Raw genomic sequence first — 21563 nt, 5'->3', positions numbered from 1 at the left:
GCACTGTTGCAAAGTTAGCGATGAGGCAGCCTTTTGTCTTATTCAAAGGCCTTACATTTCAAAAACTCTGCTTACCAGGCGCATTTCGCCCAGGGGATCACCATAATAAAATGCTGAGGCCTGGCCTTTGCGTAGTGCACGCATCACCTCAATACCTTTGATGGTGGCGTAAGCCGTCTTCATGGATTTAAATCCCAGCGTGGCGTTGATTATCCGTTTCAGTTTGCCATGATCGCATTCAATCACGTTGTTCCGGTACTTAATCTGTCGGTGTTCAACGTCAGACGGGCACCGGCCTTCGCGTTTGAGCAGAGCAAGCGCGCGACCATAGGCGGGCGCTTTATCCGTGTTGATGAATCGTGGGATCTGCCACTTCTTCACGTTGTTGAGGATTTTACCCAGAAACCGGTATGCAGCTTTGCTGTTACGACGGGAGGAGAGATAAAAATCGACAGTGCGGCCCCGGCTGTCGACGGCCCGGTACAGATACGCCCAGCGGCCATTGACCTTCACGTAGGTTTCATCCATGTGCCACGGGCAAAGATCGGAAGGGTTACGCCAGTACCAGCGCAGCCGTTTTTCCATTTCAGGCGCATAACGCTGAACCCAGCGGTAAATCGTGGAGTGATCGACATTCACTCCGCGTTCAGCCAGCATCTCCTGCAGCTCACGGTAACTGATGCCGTATTTGCAGTACCAGCGTACGGCCCACAGAATGATGTCACGCTGAAAATGCCGGCCTTTGAATGGGTTCATGTGCAGCTCCATCAGCAAAAGGGGATGATAAGTTTATCACCACCGACTATTTGCAACAGTGCCAGTTAAAGCACCATCACTTTGCCCTTGTGATGCTCCAGTAATAATACCTGTAGTACGGAAAAAACTTCCTCGATCTGTTACTTGATCAACAGCAACCTGCACCCCAATAAATGTTTTGAGTGGAATATGAGCATTGGTTGATAAACAAATCAGCTCGGCTGTCATGCCCTGATTAAGATAATGTTGCCCATCTATACGTTGTAAAAAAACCTGACTATTCAGGGATGCATCTGAAAACTGGAGATACACCGAACGATGCTGTGAGAGAAAACCAAAACTCTCTAAGATCTGAAAAATATTATTAAACATCACTTATTTTATAAATTTGAGTTGCAATCGACTATATTTTATAAAAAATAGACAGATTTGTCTATCTTGTTTATATTAACTTCAGTTTCAACCTTAGTCTTACAACTATTTTATAGGAAAAAAATATAATACTAAAACCTGAGTAAATTATGCTAATTTGCTATAAATCAGAGTTAAAATTAAAAATTATCGCCAACTGAAACAAGTAAGAATAAAAACCTAAAATCATATGCTGTGCAATTAATTAGTTTTCCTCTCTAGCGTACTGGCATAAAAAAACCGCTCCAACACCTCATCCCTCTCACTCAAACTATTGGTACTTAAAAACCCAAACATCAAACCATCTATTAGGTTTAAAACCATATCGGCATCAGGTTTTAAGGCGCGAGTTTCCAAACTAAAAATTAGGTCAAAAAATTCTCGAATTAGCCATTTTCTATACTCGATTGCCATACGGTAAGCCTGAGGATATGTCCCTTTAATTTCAAAAAAGGCTTTAAGTAGCAAATGATACAGACTGTTAGAGTTAACATGTAGAACTACTATTTCCTTGAGCTTAACGGTTGGCGTGCAGTAACGGTTTGAGTAAATAATCGCGAGTACTTCTTCTTTCAGCAGGCTCTTTTGAAAGGCGATACATATTTCAATTAGACCTTCTTTTGAGTGAAAGTAGTTATAGAGCGTAGCTTTCGGAATTTCGGATTTTTTAACAATCAGATCTACACCCGTGGTGTGAAATCCATAGGTGGTAAATAAGTTTATAGCCGTACGAATAACGTGTAATTTTTTGGAAGAGGTTTCTAAATTTGGCATAGTTTTACCGTTATAAATTCTTGTTGTTTCTAAATGAGATACTTTTTTGGGAGAAAAAAAGGCACAGCAAAGCCATGAAGACTGTGCTTGGCACATCTCAAGTTTTATTGTTGATGCAAGTTTTTTGAGCCGTAATGACTTAAAGCATGAAAACCCTACAGGTGATCAAGCTGCTTTAAATTGTTAAGTTGTGTCGTTATAGCTTTTGGCAAAGGCTGCCAAGAAATAATGGATGTGCAAAGCCAACTCCTTTTTATTGGGAGTTCTGCCAAAACATTTAAATTAAGGTGGCAGAACGAAAGGGGGTTAGCAGACTGGCCGAAAAAACCCAGCACACCCGAAGGTGTCCCCCTCCCGTTCCGCCGTAGAGGGGGCACGAGGGTTCGTCACTAAAAGATTGCTCTTTTAATGCTTTTCGGAACGGTCTGCTAAAACCGACTGGCAATGTGGCCAGCATGCGAAGAATAGTATTCCACCCTCTTGTAGTCAAGCACACAAAATGACATTTGATTTAAATTAGATCATTAAAAAGTAAGGATAAATAATGAATGAGTTATTGTTAAAGTAGGGTTTATAAAGGGATTGAAATTTATATAGATATATTAGTTTCAACAGGTAAGATTAAAATATAAAAATGGAAAACCATGAAATGAAAATATCTTTATTAGATGTACAACAAGTATTCAATGATCTATTAAACCATAAAATTAGCCGTGAGGATGCTGAAGAATGGGCAAGAAAAAGAATGAATGCACTGGATAACCAAGACTTAATTTTTGATCCTCCAATTAAAGAGGAGCTTCTTTGGAAAGCGGTAATATATTTAAGTGGTGTTGGATTAAAGATATCTCCTGATACGTACATGGAGGATGATATTGGTATTAAAGAAATGTTTAATACTTATTGGAATCAATAATTTTTTCGCGAAATTTATACTTTTATAATATCAAATGATTAAAGTACAACATTCCAAATAAAAAAAGCTAAACCCCGATAACCGCGACTTAGCTTTAAAAAAATAATTTTAATTAAAAATTACTTATTTGATGTCTGCAAATTCAGAAACAGGCTTGTTCACTTCAACTTTTGTGCCTCCAAATTTTTCATTTACAAACTTTTGAACTTTAGGTAAGTGGTAAAGTTCACCAAGCTTCGTATAGATCGGGTCATTTTTGTTCGCTTCAGCAACACCCAATAAGTTGACATAAAGCTTAGTAGACTGATCGATTGGCTCACGGAAGATTGCGTCTTTCATTACATTGAGGCCGCCCTCAAGTGCCAATGTATTACCGAGTACAATCGCATCTACATCGTTTTTAACACGAACTGCCGTAGTCATTTGAATTGGTTTTAATTGTAAGTTTTTAGGGTTTTCAGCGATATCATTCACTGTCCCTTTTACAGGGTCAAAACCTGGTTTAAGTTTAATTAATTTAGCAGACTGCAATAATGTTAATGCACGAGCTTCGTTAGCAGTATCGTTTGGAATTGCAATGGTAGCGCCTTGCGGGAACTCATCAACGGTTTTAACTTTATTTGCATAAATACCCATTGGCTCTAGGTAAGTTGTTGCAACAGCAGCAACTTTAGCTTTATTTGAAGCATTATAAGCTGCCAAATAGTTGAATGACTGGAACGCATTTACATCTTGTTCGCCACTTGCTACAGACGTATTGAGCACAACATAGTCAGTTAAATTGGTCACTTCGAGTTTAATGCCCGCTTGAGCAGTTTCAGGAAGTGTTGCTACGTATTTCCATACGTCCGTATCAGAACCTGTTGAAACCAGTTTAATTGTACGAACTGACTCAGTTTTATCTTTGGCTGCTGTATTTTCAGTTTGTGCAGGTTGCTTATTACATGCAGTAAGTGTCAGTACAGAGGCACTGAACAGTACGCTAAATAATTTTTTCATAAATATATCCTAAAATAGGAAACGCCTCCCCTAAATCAGAGAGAGACATTTCCAACCATTGGGTCGAAATGCAATATTTGGCTGGATATAATTTCCAGATATAGGGTTTAGAAGCCTGATTTCAGCATCATTCCTTCCGTGAATTTGCACGCTGAACAATAGAATTATGTTTTGAAACAGTTTCTAAATATGGCCTCATCATATATCAATAAATGAATATTCTACAAATAACTTGTTCGATTCTGATATATAGGCCACTTATTACTAAGATATTGAAAACAAAAAATATATTATATAAAATATAGATTTTTGATTAAAATATATACTCGATTGATTTATATGAAATTTTCGGCATTTATTAGCAAGATTTAAGCTAAATGAAGTTGTAATTTTTATCCTTGGCTTAAAAAATCTTCGGTTTCACAAAGATTTTTGAATTTGGCGGAAGCGACAAAATTTCTCATTAGCAATATAAGCTATTTATATAAATTATTTTTTATTATTTAAATTTTTAATAAAAATAAATTTTATAAAGATATATTCTATTAGCTCCAAGGAAGGTGAATAGTATGAAATAAATGATGTAGAAAACTTCCAGTTCAAATTAGTGTTACTACTAAATTTAAAAACATAATAATGCATCAATATCTCTTTAAAACTATTATGTAAATTTCTTGCAATAATTTTTTGTTTCACACAACTCAGTGAAAGGCCATAATAAATTATTGTTTGCTTTTTATCCTATTTATTTCAATTTATAAAAAATATATAATATTCCTCAATAGTTTTCTAATTATCTATTACATTCATTCATGATCATATATTTTCAAGAAAGAGAATAAAATGCAAGACCAAGCTTTGCCATCATTCCCTCAAGATTTAAATGAGGATCAAAGTATTACACGTCCACCAATTTCATACTCAGGTATTCATCATTTTAAATTTCACGGTAATGCCTCAGAATATTTTGGAATTTGGATCGTTAATATTCTTTTAACTATTATTACTTTAAGCTTATATGCGCCTTGGGCTAAAGTTCGTCGTTTACGTTATTTCTATGGAAATACAGAGTTTTTTGAACGTCGTTTTGATTTTACTGGTATTCCAACCAAGATTTTGATTGGGCGTTTAATTGCATTAGGAATTTACGTAGCATTTTCAATTTCATCACAGTATTCAATGATTGCAACTGTAGTTGGAATAGTTGTGTTATATATGGCTGTGCCTTGGCTAATTCGCGCTACTTTACGTTTTACTGCAAGAAATAGTAAGTATGGTAACGCACGCTTTTATTTTGGTGGCACTATAAAAGAATCTTATAAAATTTTCCTTTTAAGTATATTGGTATATATCTTTACATTAGGAATTTTTACGCCTGTAGCTATTTGGCTATATAAAAAATATTATCTTAATCACCTATATGCTGGACAATTAAATTTTAAATTAAACGCGACCTGGACTGCATATATGGCTGCAGTTTATGTACCCATTTTTATTGCTCTTGGCATCATTGCTATCTTTTCAATTATTTATTTTAGTATTTTAGGAACACTTTCCGGGTTCTCATCGAATTCTGTAATCTTTGGGATATTTATGATGTATGCCATTATTGGATTATTTATTTATCCATTAATTGCTGCGCGTCTTTTCATTACTACATGGAACAATACTACAGTTGGAAACAGTCAATTTAAAACAGACTGTAATCAATGGCGTTTTGCATGGATTGTAGCATCAAACTGGGTAGTAAAAATCTTAACCCTAGGTTTAATGTCTGCTTGGGCCGCTGTTCGCATTCACAAATATCAGGTTGAATCAATGAGCTTAATCTTGCTAGATGATCCAGATAAAATGATGAATCTAGCTCAGCAAGAACAAAGTGCTTTAGCTGAAGAAATCAGTGATATTTTTGATATTGATATCTCCCTATAATAATCTGAGTTTAATAATTTATGTCCCAAGCAGTAGATATCATTTTCTATGATGGCATAGTGTCTAAACCATACCGTGCTCAGATTTCAGCTCAATCTAAAACTGAAGTTCTGATTCGATATGGTGAGCAATTAGAACAACAGCGTCATTATCAATATACTGATATGAAATTGATTGGTGCTCTGGGACAGTTACATCCAGTAATTGAATTAGATGATGATGCACGAATTGAATTTCATGGTGCATTACCTGAATGGTTTAATTATTCAACTAAAAAGATTCAACATTCGATTTGGAAATTTGAACGTTCTCCAAGTCTTATTTTTTTTAGTTTAATTTTTGTGATTACTTTCGGAATCAGTTTAGTAAAATGGGGAGTTCCCGCCACTTCCCATTATGTTGCTTTTAAATTACCAGAGAATAGTTTAAAGAAACTAGGAGATGAAGCCGAGAATTATGTACTAAATAATTGGACTGCACCCAGCCAATTAGCTCAAACTCAAAAAGACCAAATTACTAAACAATATTTGAATACTGTTGCTGAAAATAAACCAGCCAAATTAGTGTTCCGTAAAGGTAATCGATTAGGGGCAAATGCTGTAGCACTACCCAATAATACAATTATCATTACAGATGAACTGATTCAAATAGCCCATAATAATCAAGAAATATTGGGAGTATTAGCCCATGAACAAGGACATTTAGTTTATCGCCATAGTTTACAACAAGGATTAACTAGTTTAGGACTAAGTGTATTATACATTGCAATGACAGGTGATAATTCAGATTTATTTACGTCATTACCTGCTGCTATGCTTGGTGCAAATTACTCACGTAAATTTGAGTCCGAAGCCGATCTATATGCATTACAGCTGATGGATAGGAAAAATATAGAAGTCTCACACTTTGCAAATTTCTTACAACGTTTAAACGATAAAACAGAAGAAGATCTAAATAAAGCAAGTCAGTCCACCTCACCAACCTCTCAAAAAGAATCTTCAGATAATAAGCTATCTATAGCTGTTGTTGATGCTTTATCTTCTCATCCTGCAACTGAAGAACGTATTCGAATGGTTCATGATTTTGAGAAAAAACAACACGCTAATTATTAAATACTAGAAGAATTAGTATTCAGACTTAAGAAATTATGAAATATAAAATTAAACTGGAAATCTAATTCTACCCAACTCAATCTAAATTTTTATATAGGGGAGGATGAGGGGTAAAATAATAGATATAAAAAAAGCCCCTGCTTTTAACAGGAGCTTTTCGAATTTGGCGGAAGCGGTGAGATTCGAACTCACGGAGGACTCACACCCTCGTCGGTTTTCAAGACCGGTGCATTAAACCGCTCTGCCACGCTTCCATGTGCGTAAGAATACAAAGCTTATTCATTTTATTCAAGAAAAAAATCATCGCTTTGTGTTCAAGTGCATATTGTTTCATCAATTTTACAGTTGGGCAGCCAATTCTGCTCCTTCTTTGATCGCACGCTTGGCATCTAGCTCTGCTGCGAGCTTTGCACCACCAATAATATGGTAGTTCGCGATCGTCGACTCACCTTCTTTTGGCATCAAGTCTTTTACCGACTCTTGCCCTGCACACACCACTACCGTGTCTACACGTAAAAGCTGGTCTTGACCATTATGTTCAATCCAAAGCCCTTCATCGGTAACTGCTTTATATTGCACACCACGCAACATACGGACACCATGCTTTTTAAGCTGTGCACGGTGGACCCAACCCGAAGTTTTGCCAAGGCCAATACCAAGTGGTGTGGTTTTACGTTGCAATAAATAAATTTCACGGATTGCTGGTTCAACGACTGGCGGCTGCATTCCCCCTTCAGAAATGTAGTTTGGATCTGGGTCTACACCCCATTCACGTTGCCACTCGGCTAAAGGTTGAGGCTGTGGTTGATGTGGAGGTTTAAGTAAAAATTCTGAGACATCGAAACCAATACCACCTGCCCCAATCACTGCAACTTTTCGTCCAACTTCAGCACCCTGTAAAACTTGAGCATAAGAAAGGACTTGAGGTGAATTACTTCCTTCAATCTTTAATGCACGCGGCACGACTCCAGTCGCCACAATCACCTCATCAAAACCTTCACGTTCAAGTTGTTCACGATTAACACGAGTATTTAAACGAACATCTACCCCAGTTTTTTGAAGTTGTACTTTAAAGTAGCGAATCGTTTCGTGAAATTCTTCTTTACCCGGCACAACCTTTGCAAAGTTAAACTGACCACCTACATCTGCATTGGCTTCAAACAGGGTCACTGCATGACCGCGACTTGCAGCAACAGTTGCAGCAGACATACCGGCTACACCACCACCTACAACGGCGATACGCTTTGGTTGTTTGGTTTTTAAATAAACCAATTCAGTTTCATGGCCTGCACGTGGGTTTACTAAACAAGACACACGTTTATTTTTAAATGCATGATCTAAACATGCTTGGTTACAGGCAATACACGTATTAATTTCATCTACACGATTGGTCGCAGTTTTATTTACCCAAAAAGCATCGGCCAATAAAGGGCGAGCCATTTGAATCATATCTGCTTTGCCAGTTGCCAAAATCTCTTCAGCAGTTTCAGGCATATTAATACGGTTAGACGCAATGACTGGAATTGAAATATATTGTTTTACATGAGCCGTATAATCAACAAACGCGGCACGAGGGACCGAGGTGACAATAGTCGGCACACGTGCTTCATGCCAACCAATACCCGTATTTAATAAAGTGACACCCGCTTTTTCTAAAGCTTTCGCAACAGTAACCACTTCTTGCATAGTGTTACCGTCATGCACAAGGTCAAGCAACGATAAACGAAAACAGATAATAAATTTTTCGCCAACTTTTGCGCGGATCGCTTTGACAATTTCAACTGGAAAACGCATACGGTTTTCAATTTCACCACCCCAACGGTCTTTACGCTGGTTTACATGGCGACTTAAAAACTGGTTAATTAGATATCCTTCCGACCCCATAATTTCAACGCCGTCGTAGCCTGCCTTTTTGGCAATGTCGGCACACTGTGCATAATCTTCAATTGTACTGAGAATATTTTTTTCAGAAAGTTGACGTGGTTTAAATGGTGAAATCGGTGATTTTATTGCACTCGAAGACACTACAAATGGCTGGTAACCATAGCGCCCTGCATGCAAAATTTGCATCAAAATTTTTGAACCATGCTTATGGACGGCGTGAGTCACTAAACGGTGCTGCGGAATATCAAATAAGCTATTCATGGTTCCGCCAGCCGGAGCCAACCATCCTTGACGGTTCGGAGAAATACCGCCAGTCACAATCAAACCAACTCCACCTTTGGCACGCTCTTCAAAATAAGCTGCCAGTTTTGGGTAGTTAAAAAAGCGGTCTTCTAATCCCGTATGCATAGATCCCATGACCACACGGTTTTTAATGGTTGTGAAGCCCAAATGTAATGGTTTTAATAAATTGGCGTAACTTGTCATGCTGCGTCCCAATATTTTTTTGCAACTTGTTGCATAGTACTTTAATACTTTTTTGATAATTTTGGATGACCAAGAATTATTTTTTATTTGAGATTATGGTCAATCTATAAATGAAGCAGATAATCCCATATTTTTCTTTAAATAATAAATAGCCATCAGAACAAGTGAATTAATGCTTTTTTTGCCAAAAAAAGCACCATGAATAGTGCTACAATAGCCGCCATTCAGAATTCTCGAGACCGCCTCAACGGGGTCTTTTTCATAAATGTTAGGATTAGCAATGACTGATAATGCAACTATCTTGCAGCATGTACCAGTAGGCAAAAAAGTTGGGATTGCCTTCTCCGGTGGTCTAGACACTTCAGCTGCTTTATTGTGGATGAAACAAAAAGGCGCTGAGCCTTATGCATATACTGCAAACTTAGGCCAGCCAGATGAAGATGACTACGATGCAATTCCAAAGAAAGCAGAACAATACGGCGCTGTGAAAGCTCGCTTGATTGACTGCCGCTTACAATTGGCGCTTGAAGGTATTGCTGCAATTCAGTGTGGTGCATTCCATATCAGTACAGGTGGTGTTCCTTATTTCAATACGACTCCACTCGGTCGTGCAGTAACAGGTACTATGCTCGTTACTGCCATGAAAGAAGATGACGTAAACATCTGGGGTGACGGTTCAACTTATAAAGGTAACGATATTGAACGTTTCTATCGTTATGGTTTGTTGACCAACCCAAACCTTAAAATTTATAAGCCATGGTTAGATCAAAACTTTATTGATGAGCTTGGTGGCCGTGCAGAAATGTCACAGTTCCTCATCGACAACGGTTTTGACTACAAAATGTCAAAAGAAAAAGCGTACTCAACTGACTCAAACATGTTGGGCGCAACTCACGAAGCAAAAGATCTTGAATACCTAAATGCAGGTATCAAAATCGTTGACCCAATCATGGGCGTTGCTTTCTGGAAAGAAGAAGTTGAAATCAAACCAGAAGAAGTGACTGTACGTTTTGAAGAAGGTGTACCTGTTGCATTAAATGGTCAGCGTTTTGACAATCCGGTTGAGCTTATTCTTGAAGCAAACCGTATTGGTGGTCGCCATGGTTTAGGTATGTCTGACCAAATCGAAAATCGTATTATCGAAGCGAAATCTCGTGGTATCTATGAAGCACCGGGTATGGCCCTTCTTCATATTGCTTACGAGCGTTTGGTTACTGGTATTCACAACGAAGATACGATCGAACAATACCGCATTAACGGTTTACGTTTAGGCCGTTTACTTTACCAAGGCCGTTGGTTCGACTCTCAAGCGCTTATGCTTCGTGAAACTGCACAGCGTTGGGTTGCTAAAGCGATTACTGGTGAAGTAACACTTGAACTTCGTCGTGGTAATGACTACACCATCATGAACACTGAATCTCCAAACTTAACGTACGAAGCTGAACGTTTAACAATGGAAAAAGGTGATTCAATGTTTACGCCAATGGACCGTATTGGTCAGTTGACTATGCGTAACCTCGACATTACCGATACACGTGCAAAACTAGGTATCTATACAGATGCTGGCTTGCTTTCAATTGGTCAAGGTTCTGCTGTACCTCAATTAGACAATAAGAAAAAATAATTTCTTATAAGGTCAAAAAAGCCACCTCTATAGGTGGCTTTTTTTATTTAAAGTTAAGTTAGGCAATTTCGGCAACTTGTAACGGTTGATAATAAATTTGGTTCCGTCCGAGTTGCTTTGCCCGATATAAAGCCTGATCTGCCGCATGAATAAGCCTATCTTGTCCCATCTTTAGCCCACCCGTATATACGGTAAACCCTAAACTGATAGTGACATACTTCGACACTAAAGAAGCTGCGTGAGGAATCGCTTGCCGCTCAATGGCTTTATAGATATTTGCAGCCACTGAATAAGCACCCTGTGCAGGTGTTTCAGGTAAAAGTACAACGAACTCCTCGCCCCCATAACGCGCAACAAAGTCGACATGACGAATTGAGTTTTTAATTGCTGCAGCAATGCTAGAGATGACTTTATCTCCCATCTGGTGCCCGTAAAAATCGTTATAGTTTTTAAAAAAATCAATATCAATAAATAAAACAGCTAAAGGACGCTTCTCTTGATTTGCTCGGTAGTAGAAAAAATCAAACATCTCATCAAATGTACGTCGATTCGAAATTTGAGTCAGGGCATCCTGCTGGCTTAAATGCAATAACTCCGACGCTTCAATCCGTAAGATCTGTTCATTAATTTCAGCAAGCTGGTTATTTAAAAAAAGGCTTCTTTCTCTTGAGATGAGCATACTGCTAATCGAGAAACCTAAAATACAACTACCGAACAAAGCACGACCCAGTGCAATATAGTCACAATTTACGTCTAACAAAATAAGAAAAGCAAAAACTAAAAATGCTGCCAATAAACCAACACAAAGCATATGCAAAGGTTTAATACCGCTTAATATGAACCCGAGCATATATAAAAATGAAAGAAGCAACATAGACTGGTTCTTAAGCGCCATATTTCCGACACTAAGCAATAACATCGCATTAATAATAATGGTTAAAAATACAATGCCACATGCAGCTAAATAAAAGTGCTCGGAGAGTTTTGTAAATTTGGCAAAAACCCAGAACAATAACAGGGCAAGTGCAATATTCATTGCACTAAGTAAGCAATGAATAAAGTCCAAAGTAATATAAGGTACCCCAATCACTAAATAGTCGGTCGGCAGGGCCAATAAAATAAAAATTAAATAAGTGAGTACACCACTTGCTAGAAACTTTGAAATGTTCTGTCTAGTTCGATCAAGATTTAAACACCAGAATTTTTTTTCCAGTTGTTTGGGCAAAGGCATATTGGCATAACGATGGGTATGTAGAGTGACCAAATACTCGATTTCTTCTTTAGATTTGAGTAATTGATGTACATTTCCCCTATTCGCCACTAGTCGATTCCTACATATTCTGCATTAACAAAATATAACATTATTTTTTAAAGCTCCCTGCGCTTTATTTTGCCATTTGTCCGTAATTCTCGTTACCATTTTCACACTTTATCGATTATCATTTGTTTTATTTCGAAGTTTGAACTGCCTTGAACTCTATTACCCTGCTCCAGCCAGATGATTGGCATGCACATTTACGTGATGGTTTAGCATTAAAACGTACTGTTCCAGATTTGGCTAAACAATTCGCCCGTGCGATTTGTATGCCTAACCTTGTACCGCCTGTAAAAACAGTAGAAGAAGCTTTAGCTTATCGCGAACGCATTCTTGCTCATGTTCCGGAAGGCAATAATTTTGACCCTCGTATGGTGCTTTATTTTACTGACCACACTTCACCAGATGAAGTTCGTAAAATTAAAGAATCAGAACATGTAAATGCGATTAAGCTTTATCCTGCTGGTGCGACCACAAACTCCGATAATGGTGTGAGTGATATTCGTAAAGTTTATGCAGTCATTGAGCAATTAGAAGAGCATCAAGTTCCGTTATTGCTTCATGGTGAAGTAACTCACAATCATGTAGATATTTTTGATCGTGAAAAACGCTTCCTAGATGAGGTATTATCACCTCTATTGAAACAGTTCCCGAAACTTAAAGTTGTGCTTGAGCACATCACTACCAGTGATGCAGCACACTTTGTTTTAGAACAAGACCGTAATGTGGCGGCAACAATCACTCCACAACATTTATTATTTAACCGTAATGATATGTTGGTTGGTGGTATTAAACCGCACTTTTACTGTTTACCAATTTTAAAACGTCAAACACATCAAACGACTTTGCTTGAAGTGGCGACAAGCGGTAATCCTAAATTTTTCTTAGGTACAGACAGCGCTCCTCATGCACAAAATGCAAAAGAGAATGCTTGTGGATGTGCAGGCTGCTATAGTGCACCAAATGCAATTGAGCTTTATGCACAAGCATTTGACCAGGTCGGTAAATTAGAGCGTCTAGAAGGTTTTGCTAGCCATTTTGGTGCGGACTTCTACGGTCTACCACGTAATACTTCTACCATTACTTTGGTTAAAGAAGATAACCTCGTTCCAGAATCTTTTGATTATTTAGATAATCAAAAAATCATCCCGCTGCATGCCGGGAAAACGCTGCAATGGAGAAAAGTGTGACACAAGAAAACTCTGTCCCGGTCATTGGCCAACGTTTTCGTGGCTTCTTACCTGTTGTTGTCGATGTTGAAACGGCAGGTTTTAATGCCCAGACAGATGCATTGCTAGAAATCGCATGCATTCCGATTGTGTATGATGCGCAGGGACAATTTGTCCCTGGTCCTGCATTTCATGCACATATTAACCCTTTTGAAGGGGCTAACCTCGACCGCCGTTCGCTAGACTTCATTGGTATTGACCCATTCAACCCAATGCGTATTGCAATGGCTGAAGATGAAAGAACTGCTTTACGTCGCATTTTTAAATCGGTCAATGAAGTTCGTAAACAGCAACATTGTACTCATGCAGTACTCGTAGGCCACAACGCGCATTTTGACCTTGGGTTTTTACAAGCGGCCATTGCTCGCTCAGGCACAAAAAACCAAAACCCGTTCCATAGTTTTTCAGTGATGGATACGGTCACTTTAAGTGCAGTAATGTTTGGACAAACTGTACTTGCAAAAGCATGCATTCAAGCTGGAATTGAGTTTGATGGTAAAGAAGCACACTCTGCTTTATACGATACTCAAAAGACTGCTGAACTGTTTTGCTATATTTTGAACAAACTGTCTCCTTACCTCCTTGACAGTTTGGTGGCGGCTTCTTAAGATACCGCCATCCTCAACGTCCCTATCGTCTAGAGGCCTAGGACATCGCCCTTTCACGGCGGTAACCGGGGTTCGAATCCCCGTAGGGACGCCATATTCTCTTCATATAAAATTTTTCTCTCTAAGTTCTGTCTTCTTATTCTTTTTATATTTTTCTTTATTTCTAAATAAAATACACTTGTGCAAATATATCACTGATCCAGTATTTCCTTTACATCGTTTTACAATATAATAATTCTTATTTTTATACTGATATTTATTATCAAAAAGGTTTTAAATGGATCTTAAGCTTCGCCTTCTCTCCCTGAGTATTGCACAACTATGCTGTATTCCAGCTGCTTTTGCAGACACGAACAACTCTTCAACTACTCTTGCAACTATCAAAATTAAAGCCCAACAGGCATCTGACCAGACTTATAAAGTGGATAGTTCCAGTAGTGCTACGCGTAGTGAAATTGCATTACAAGATACCCCGCAATCTGTGAGCATGGTAACCCAAAAAGTAATTGAAGATATTGGTGCAACTCGCTTAGTTGAAGCACTTGATTTAGCTGGTGGCGTGACTCGTGCTAATAACTTTGGTGGTCAAGGTTTAACTGGTTTTAACATGCGCGGGTTTACCAGTGGTGAGTTTTATCGAAACGGGTTTCCAATTAACCGTGGCTATCCAAATGCGCCGGATAGCAACACAATTGAACGTGTAGACGTTTTACGTGGCCCCTCTTCTAGCTTATATGGCCGTGGTGACCCAGGCGGTACGTTTAACTTAATTTCTAAAACACCAAAGTCTGAGCAACAAACCACTTTAGGGGCACAGCTCAGTAGTGAAGGTTTATATCGCACTACCGTAGACACGACAGGTACTGTACCCGATGCAGAAAATATCGGTTATCGCCTAAATGTAATTGCAGAAGGTGGGGATAGTTACCGTGACCATGTCGAATCTAAACGTTATGGAATTGCACCAGTCATTCAATGGCAAGCTACTGATGCCACCAAGGTTACTTTTGAAGCCGATATTTTAAGAAACCAACATCCACTCGACCGTGGTCATACACGTTATCCAACACAGAAATCTTTTAATAGCTCACCAGAAACCTATTTATGGGAAACGGGTAAATACTACAATCGACTCTACAATGATAACAATATGACTCAATTACGAGTTGAACATGACCTTGGGAATGACTGGAAGCTAAATGCTGGCGTGCAATATTTAAATGGCAAATTGCATGGCTATGCAGTAGAAGCAAATGGCATTCAAAATGACGGAGAAACATTAGGGCGAAATTACAATTATCGCGAATTAAAATGGCAAGATACCGATGCCCAAATTAATCTCACAGGTAATTTTCAGCTTTTAGGTTTAGCCCATACTTTAGTGACTGGGCTTGAATATGAAAATTATGATTATAAGTCATACATTATTCGCTCAAGCGGAGATATCGGTAGCTACCCTATTAATATTTATAATCCAGTTTTAGGGCAACCTTTACCTGAGCTCAATCGTGTAACCACACATGACCGTGAAAACTTAAAAACAACGGCCCTTTTTGTACAAGACCAAATCGGCTTAAATGAGCGTTTAAGCGCACTCTTAGGCTTACGATTTGAACATTACGAGCACGATTACAAAAACCTATTACCAAATACTACCAACTGGAATACCAGTCATGATGCATTTATTCCACGTTTAGGCTTAGTTTATAAAGCAAGTGATGACCTTTCACTCTATGGCAATGCTGCAAAATCTTTTAAACCAAATACTGGCGCCAGCCGTAACGGAGAAGGTTTTGATCCTGAAGAAGGTACGGCTTACGAGTTAGGTTTTAAATGGCAAGCACTTGATAATATGTTATCGATTGATTCCGCTATTTTTTATGCTAATAAAGAAAATGTATTAACATTAGACCCTGTTGATTCAGCTTATAAAGTCGCTGCTGGCGAAGTTCGTAGCCGTGGCATTGAGTTAAATATTGCTGGTCAAATTACACCAGCTTGGAAAATTATTGGTGGATATGCTTATACAGATGCGGAAGTAACTAAAGACAATACTCTGCAAAAAGGAACAGCTCTAGCCAATATTCCAAAAAATAGTTTTAATCTTTTAAATATCTATGAATTTCAAGATGGCCCTTTACAAGGCTTAGGTCTAGGCATCAATCAAAAATATATTGATAAACGTGCAGGTCAGACAGCTAATAGTACCTATACCATGAAAGGTTATGCAGTTACAGATTTGGTTTCTTATTATCAGGCGACACCAAAACTTCGTCTTAACTTAGATGTGAAGAACATTTTTGATAAAGTTTATGATGAAAGTGCTTTCAATTTATATGCTTATCCGGGTGAATCACGTACCGTTCAATTAGGTATGAGCTATACGTTCTAAATTGAGCATAAAGGTACTATTTCATCCTTAGAAATAGTACCTTTACTTTAAGAAATTTTTACGCTGACTTACGTGAATTCACGCGTCCTTGAACAACAGCCTTAATATTACCCTTGGCATAATTTAAAAACACGATTAAAGGTGACAGTTTAGGATTTGGCTTTTTACCCTGCCCAATGGCTTTAAATTGTGCCGCGTACCAAATAATTTCCATAATTGCCATTTTATCGACAAAAGGTAAACCTGTTTTAATTGGTTTTACGGCGTAGCGAACGTCTTGGCCTGCGATTAAACGGTCAGTTAAATCTGTTTCAACAGCAAGTGGACGAGCAATACCAATAAAGTCGCATGCCCCACTTGCTAGAGCAGCATTCATGCCTTCTACTGTACGGAAGCCACCTGTCACCATAAGTTTACATTTTACATGCTGACGGATTTTTTCAGCGAAGTCTAAGAAATACGCTTCACGTGCAATAGTACTTGCCTTACGTTTATCAGCTTTGGCACCAGCCATTGCAGGTGCTTCGTAAGTTCCACCTGAGATTTCAATTAAGTCGATCCCTGCTTCATCAACTGCTTTAAATACCGAAATCACATCTTCTTCGCTAATACCGCCGCGTTGGAAGTCAGCAGAGTTGAGCTTAACTGAAATAATAAAATTATCAGAAGTTGCTTCACGTACTGCTTTATAAACTTCTAGTAAAAAGCGAGTACGGTTTTCGATTGAACCACCCCACTGGTCTGTACGTTTATTGGTTAATGGTGATAAAAACTGGCTAATTAAATAGCCATGTGCACCATGTAACTGTACCCCTTCAAAACCCGCCTTTTCACAAATACGAGCAGCAGTCGCAAAACGTTTAATAATATCCAAAATTTCTTCATGCGTAAGAGCACGTGGAGTACCAAACATAGTCGCTAAAGCTGGGCTAAAAGGAACTGCCGAAGGTGCAACTGTTTCTTTATTTAGGCCCTTTGGACACTGACGCCCAGGGTGAGACAATTGAATAAGTTGTACCATCCCATATTGTTTACCGACTGCTGCCCATTCTTTTAAACGCTCTAGGTCACGCTCGGTTTCAATCACCACTACCCCAGGTTCGTTTTTGGCCTCTACATTGACCATAACATTTCCAGTAATCGCACAGCCCAAACCACCTTTGGCCCATGCACTATACAAACCTAAATGTAATTCATTCGGCTGGCCTTCATAGTTTGCAAGTGCCTCACTCATTGCACCTTTAATAATCCGGTTTTTAAATGTGGTATTTCGAATTGTGATTGGTTGTGCAATCTGGCTCATGGTTAACCTCTTTTAATATTTTAGAGCAATTACTCTAATTTAGATGAGTTATAGGTCATGTCAAGGGGAAATCGATAACTGACAATAGCACATGTCAAATTTAAAAAATATAAAAAAATGCAACTTTTTGCATTAAAAATTTAAATAAAATTTATTATTATAAAATAGAATCTTATTAAATATATTTAACAACTTGCTGCAATTAATTGCTTGGTATATTCAGTTTTTGGGGTATTAAATAACTGCTCAGTTGGCTGATATTCCACAACTTTTGCATGTCGTAATACCATCACTTTATGACACAGTGCTTTGACCACATTTAAATCATGACTAATGAAAATATAGCTCAAGTGCTCTGTTTGTTGTAAACGTCGTAATAATTGAATCATCGCTTTTTGCGTGGTTCGGTCTAAGGCAGACGTTGGTTCATCTAAAATTAAAAGTTTAGGTCGAACTACTAAAGCTCGCGCTAGAGCAACGCGTTGACGTTGTCCACCCGAAAGCTCGTGCGGATAGCGATGTTGAAAGCCTTCAGCCAACTCAACTTTTATCAAAGCTGATTCAACTTGCTGTTTAATTTCTTTATCAGCTATCGCTTTGACTTTTAACCCTTCAGCAATAATCTGCCCTACCGTCATACGTGGGTTTAGACTACCAAATGGATCTTGGAAAACAATCTGTAAGTCTGACCTGATCTTGCGTAAAGCTTTTTGTTCTAAGCGGTTTATATCTTGCCCTAGAAAGTTAATCTGTCCCTCACTTTTAATTAATCGAACCAGAGCCAAAGCCAATGAAGATTTTCCGGATCCACTTTCACCCACAACGCCTAATGCTTCGCCTTGATTAAGCTCAAAATTTACATTTTCAACCGCATTGGTATAACCCTGAATTCGGTTAAAGAAACCACGTCGTATTGGATATTTAACATTGAGTTGTTGAACAGATAAAATTTTATGACTGGTTGAATGTTGCTCAGCGAAACCAAGATCATGATCTAATAATTGCTGGGTATAGACTGAAGTTGGGTGTTCAAAAATCTGTTGAAGCTTACCTTGCTCTACAACTTGTCCTTTATGTAATACAATCAGTTCATCAGCATAACGGCGTACCAAATTTAAATCATGGCTAATCAAAATCAGTGCCATACCATATTTGCTTTGCAAGGATTTTAATAATTCTAAAATTTGCGTCTGTAAAATCACATCAAGCGCGGTAGTTGGTTCATCTGCAATTAAAATTTTAGGTTGAAGTGCAAGCGCAGCCGCAATCATCACCCGCTGTTTTTGTCCACCTGAAAGCTCATGCGGATAACGTTTTAAAATGTACTCTGGATTAGCAATTCCTACATCTTTTAATAATTGAATTACCTGCTGTTGAGCTTTCGCTTTTGACCCACCTTGTAAAATAAAATTTTCACCTACAATTTTTTCAACTCGATGTAATGGGTTTAAAGTTGTAGAAGGCTCCTGAAAAATCATGGCAATTTGGCGGCCGCGTATGTGTGTTTGCGTCTTTTCGTCTATTTCTAAAATATTTTTTGAATCAATAATAATACGACCAGATGTTTTTAATTTTTCTGGTAATAATCCCATCATCGCCAAACAGCTTATTGTTTTACCTGAACCACTCTCACCTACAATTGCAAGCGTATCTCTGGCTTGTAAGTGTAAATTGAGACCTTCTAATAAAGGCTGATCTTGCGTAGAGATTGAAAGGTTTTCTATATTTAGCAATTTAGCATCTACATTTAAGTTATTTTCTTGGGTCAAATGCATCACGTGCCGCCTCCCCAATATAAATTAATAATGACAATACAAAAGCTAAGCTAAAAAACCCAGATAAAGCCAACCACGGTGCGTCTAAGTTATTTTTACCTTGCAACAACAACTCTCCTAAAGAGGCTGCATCTGGTGGTAAGCCATAGCCCAAAAAATCAAGTGCGGTTAAAGCAATAATATTAGTGGTCAAAATAAAAGGTAACTGCGATAGGCTAGAACTTATGGCATTTGGCAAAATGTGCTTAAAGATAATTGCTCTATCAGTTACACCTAAAGCCTGAGCCGCACGTACATAGTCAAGTTGACGCGCTTTTAAAAATTCGGCACGGACAATTCCCACAAGTACAGTCCAGCTAAAGAACAGCATAATAAAAAATAGCCAATATACATTTGGGGTAAACATGCTGACCAAAATCATGACCATAAAGAGCATAGGTAAACCATTCCAGACTTCTACCAACCGTTGCCCTAACAAATCGACCCAGCCACCATAGTAGCCTTGTATAGCACCCACAAAAATACCAAGTAGCGCTGCACAACCTGTTAAAGCCAAGCCGAAAAGTAATGAGACTCTAAGCCCATAGAGAATACGTGCAAGCACGTCTCGCCCTTGGTCATCTGTCCCTAACCAGTTCTGCTTAGAAGGTGGCGATGGCACAGGTACAGCCAAGTCTAAATTAGGAGTCTGGTAAGAAAATCTTATAAGGGGCCAAATAGCCCAGCCTTTATGATTAATGAGTTCTTGTACAGCGGGATCTTTATAATCTGCTTCTGTTTCAAACACGCCACCAAAAGTGGTTTCGGGATATGTTTTAAAGACAGGCAAATAATAAGCGTCCTCATATTTCACTAACAATGGTTTGTCGTTAGCAATGAGCTCAGCAGCCAAGGACATCATCAAAATGAGACTAAACAAAACAAAGCTTGCCCACCCTAATTTATGTTGCCTAAACTTTTGCAGTCGTGATCGCACAATAAAAGACATTATTTGCCTCCTTGTGCGTCAAAGTGAATACGCGGATCAATCCATTGATACAGTACATCGCAAATAAGACGTAAAAGCAGACTAAACAACGTGAAGAAAAACAATACGCCAAAAATAACCGGATAGTCTCGCTGAACAATTGCTTCAAAGCCCAACAACCCCACACCATCTAGGTGAAAAATAATTTCAATAAAAAGATTTCCCACAAAGAAAATGCCTGCTAAAGCTTCCGGCAATCCAGCAAGAACCACTAAAATGGCATTACGGAATACATGTTTATATAAGACTTGTTGACTATTTAAACCTTTTGCATAAGCTGCCAAGACATAAGGTTTATTAAGCTCTTCTAAAAATGAATATTTGGTTAGATAAGTTAGGCTGGCAAAACCACCCAACACCATGGTAATAAGCGGCAACGTCATGTGCCATAAATAGTCCGTAATTTTTCCGAACCAACTCAATTGATAAAAATTATCTGACACTAGGTTTTGTAATGGAAACCACTGAAAATATGAACCGCCAGCAAAAAAGACAATAAGTAGTATACCAAAGACAAAGCTGGGTACTGCATAGCCCACCACTAGCAATAAAGAAGTGGAACGATCAAACCATGTACCTTGTTGTTTGGCTTTTTTAATTCCAAGTGGAATTGAAATAAGATAAATCAGTAAAGTGCTCCATAGCCCAAGTGAAATTGACACAGGCATTTTTTCCCAGAGCAGCTCAACCACTGATTTATCTTTAAAAAAGCTTTGTCCAAAGTCTAAAGTCAAATAGCCTTTTAACATCAGTAAAAAACGTTCTACTGGAGGATGGTCAAACCTGTATTGGGCTTTAATTTGCTCGACCATTTCGGGGCTTAAACCTTTAGCACCTTGATAGTACATTTCAGTGCCTAATATACGCCCTGCTCCTAAGCCACTTTCTACTTCATGAATTGCCTGTTCAACTGGTCCACCCGGTGCAATTTGCACGACCACAAAGTTGATCAATAAAATAATGAACAACGTTGGAATCATTAAAAGAAGTCGCTTTAGAATATATGAACCCATATAACAG

The 21563-nt window shown here is 38.4% G+C and carries 17 protein-coding genes, 2 tRNA genes and 1 pseudogene; 9 read left to right on the top strand and 11 right to left on the bottom strand.

What is annotated here, in order from left to right:
• Nucleotides 1-51: 51 nt before the first annotated feature.
• The 3 genes and pseudogenes from EG365_RS14310 to EG365_RS14300 all read right to left on the bottom strand — a co-directional run bounded on the left by EG365_RS14310 (nt 52) and on the right by EG365_RS14300 (nt 1941).
• The gene (locus tag EG365_RS14310) at nt 52-756 is read right to left on the bottom strand and encodes an IS6-like element IS26 family transposase (protein ID WP_001067858.1); all 705 of its coding nucleotides are present in this window, start codon (nt 754-756) and stop codon (nt 52-54) included.
• 63 nt (nt 757-819) lie between these two features.
• A pseudogene (locus tag EG365_RS14305) lies at nt 820-1128 on the bottom strand (type VI secretion system tip protein VgrG); the annotation flags it as partial.
• Nucleotides 1129-1368: 240 nt separating this feature from the next.
• Nucleotides 1369-1941 carry a TetR/AcrR family transcriptional regulator gene (locus tag EG365_RS14300; protein ID WP_001133153.1) on the bottom strand — a complete coding sequence of 191 codons (573 nt, stop codon included), beginning with the start codon at nt 1939-1941 and terminating at the stop codon, nt 1369-1371.
• Between the two features lie 46 nt (nt 1942-1987).
• Here EG365_RS14300 and EG365_RS19335 point away from each other — a divergent pair, with 46 nt between their 5' ends.
• Nucleotides 1988-2128 carry a hypothetical protein gene (locus EG365_RS19335; protein ID WP_000504070.1) on the top strand — a complete coding sequence of 47 codons (141 nt, stop codon included), beginning with the start codon at nt 1988-1990 and terminating at the stop codon, nt 2126-2128.
• Between the two features lie 462 nt (nt 2129-2590).
• The gene (locus EG365_RS14295; protein WP_000703423.1) at nt 2591-2857 is read left to right on the top strand and encodes a hypothetical protein; all 267 of its coding nucleotides are present in this window, start codon (nt 2591-2593) and stop codon (nt 2855-2857) included.
• 123 nt (nt 2858-2980) lie between these two features.
• Here EG365_RS14295 and EG365_RS14290 read toward each other — a convergent pair whose 3' ends face one another.
• Entirely contained in the window at nt 2981-3856 is an 876-nt protein-coding gene (locus EG365_RS14290; protein ID WP_000732876.1) for a MetQ/NlpA family ABC transporter substrate-binding protein, read from the bottom strand.
• Nucleotides 3857-4699: 843 nt separating this feature from the next.
• Here EG365_RS14290 and EG365_RS14285 point away from each other — a divergent pair.
• Both EG365_RS14285 and EG365_RS14280 read left to right on the top strand, forming a co-directional pair.
• Entirely contained in the window at nt 4700-5788 is a 1089-nt protein-coding gene (locus tag EG365_RS14285; protein ID WP_001153949.1) for a YjgN family protein, read from the top strand.
• 20 nt (nt 5789-5808) lie between these two features.
• Complete coding sequence (locus tag EG365_RS14280) at nt 5809-6900, top strand: M48 family metallopeptidase (protein WP_000076014.1); 1092 nt, start codon at nt 5809-5811, stop codon at nt 6898-6900.
• 164 nt (nt 6901-7064) lie between these two features.
• Here EG365_RS14280 and EG365_RS14275 read toward each other — a convergent pair.
• Nucleotides 7065-7154: transfer RNA gene (locus EG365_RS14275), tRNA-Ser, on the bottom strand.
• A gap of 85 nt (nt 7155-7239) precedes the next feature.
• Nucleotides 7240-9270, bottom strand: coding sequence for an NADPH-dependent 2,4-dienoyl-CoA reductase (locus EG365_RS14270; RefSeq protein WP_000205078.1), 2031 nt, complete (start codon nt 9268-9270; stop codon nt 7240-7242).
• 265 nt (nt 9271-9535) lie between these two features.
• Here EG365_RS14270 and argG point away from each other — a divergent pair, with 265 nt between their 5' ends.
• Entirely contained in the window at nt 9536-10894 is a 1359-nt protein-coding gene (argG, locus tag EG365_RS14265; RefSeq protein WP_001986427.1) for an argininosuccinate synthase, read from the top strand.
• A 58-nt stretch (nt 10895-10952) separates the two neighbouring features.
• On the opposite strand, the gene EG365_RS14260 is transcribed toward argG, so the two are convergent.
• Nucleotides 10953-12215, bottom strand: coding sequence for a diguanylate cyclase (locus EG365_RS14260; RefSeq protein ID WP_000013374.1), 1263 nt, complete (start codon nt 12213-12215; stop codon nt 10953-10955).
• Between the two features lie 149 nt (nt 12216-12364).
• Here EG365_RS14260 and pyrC point away from each other — a divergent pair, with 149 nt between their 5' ends.
• From pyrC to EG365_RS14240, 4 genes are all read left to right on the top strand, one after another.
• A complete protein-coding gene (gene pyrC, locus EG365_RS14255) occupies nt 12365-13399 on the top strand; it encodes a dihydroorotase (RefSeq protein ID WP_001084867.1) in 1035 nt (344 codons plus the stop codon).
• Nucleotides 13384-14046 (top strand): ribonuclease T, encoded by a 663-nt coding sequence (gene rnt / locus EG365_RS14250; RefSeq protein WP_001982681.1) that lies wholly within the window; start codon nt 13384-13386, stop codon nt 14044-14046. Before pyrC ends, rnt begins: the two co-directional genes overlap by 16 nt.
• Nucleotides 14047-14064: 18 nt before the next feature.
• A tRNA-Glu gene (locus EG365_RS14245) sits at nt 14065-14140 on the top strand.
• A 183-nt stretch (nt 14141-14323) separates the two neighbouring features.
• Nucleotides 14324-16438, top strand: a complete 2115-nt coding sequence (locus tag EG365_RS14240; protein ID WP_000364465.1) for a TonB-dependent siderophore receptor — start codon at nt 14324-14326, stop codon at nt 16436-16438.
• A gap of 58 nt (nt 16439-16496) precedes the next feature.
• On the opposite strand, the gene EG365_RS14235 is transcribed toward EG365_RS14240, so the two are convergent.
• The 4 genes from EG365_RS14235 to EG365_RS14220 all read right to left on the bottom strand — a co-directional run bounded on the left by EG365_RS14235 (nt 16497) and on the right by EG365_RS14220 (nt 21556).
• On the bottom strand, nt 16497-17741 hold the full coding sequence (locus tag EG365_RS14235) for an NADH:flavin oxidoreductase/NADH oxidase family protein (RefSeq protein ID WP_000077974.1): 1245 nt from the start codon (nt 17739-17741) through the stop codon (nt 16497-16499).
• 185 nt (nt 17742-17926) lie between these two features.
• Nucleotides 17927-19516 (bottom strand): ABC transporter ATP-binding protein, encoded by a 1590-nt coding sequence (locus tag EG365_RS14230; RefSeq protein ID WP_000550783.1) that lies wholly within the window; start codon nt 19514-19516, stop codon nt 17927-17929.
• Nucleotides 19494-20504: an ABC transporter permease gene (locus tag EG365_RS14225; RefSeq protein WP_000008523.1), complete on the bottom strand. Its 1011-nt coding sequence runs from the start codon at nt 20502-20504 to the stop codon at nt 19494-19496. Before EG365_RS14225 ends, EG365_RS14230 begins: the two co-directional genes overlap by 23 nt.
• Nucleotides 20504-21556 carry a microcin C ABC transporter permease YejB gene (locus EG365_RS14220; protein WP_000536107.1) on the bottom strand — a complete coding sequence of 351 codons (1053 nt, stop codon included), beginning with the start codon at nt 21554-21556 and terminating at the stop codon, nt 20504-20506. Before EG365_RS14220 ends, EG365_RS14225 begins: the two co-directional genes overlap by 1 nt.
• Nucleotides 21557-21563: the final 7 nt, after the last annotated feature.

It is taken from the genome of Acinetobacter sp. FDAARGOS_494 (assembly GCF_003812225.1).
GTDB classification, from domain to species: domain Bacteria; phylum Pseudomonadota; class Gammaproteobacteria; order Pseudomonadales; family Moraxellaceae; genus Acinetobacter; species Acinetobacter baumannii.
Note: the sequence above shows the minus strand (reverse complement) of the source record. Positions and strands in the feature narration are given on the sequence as shown.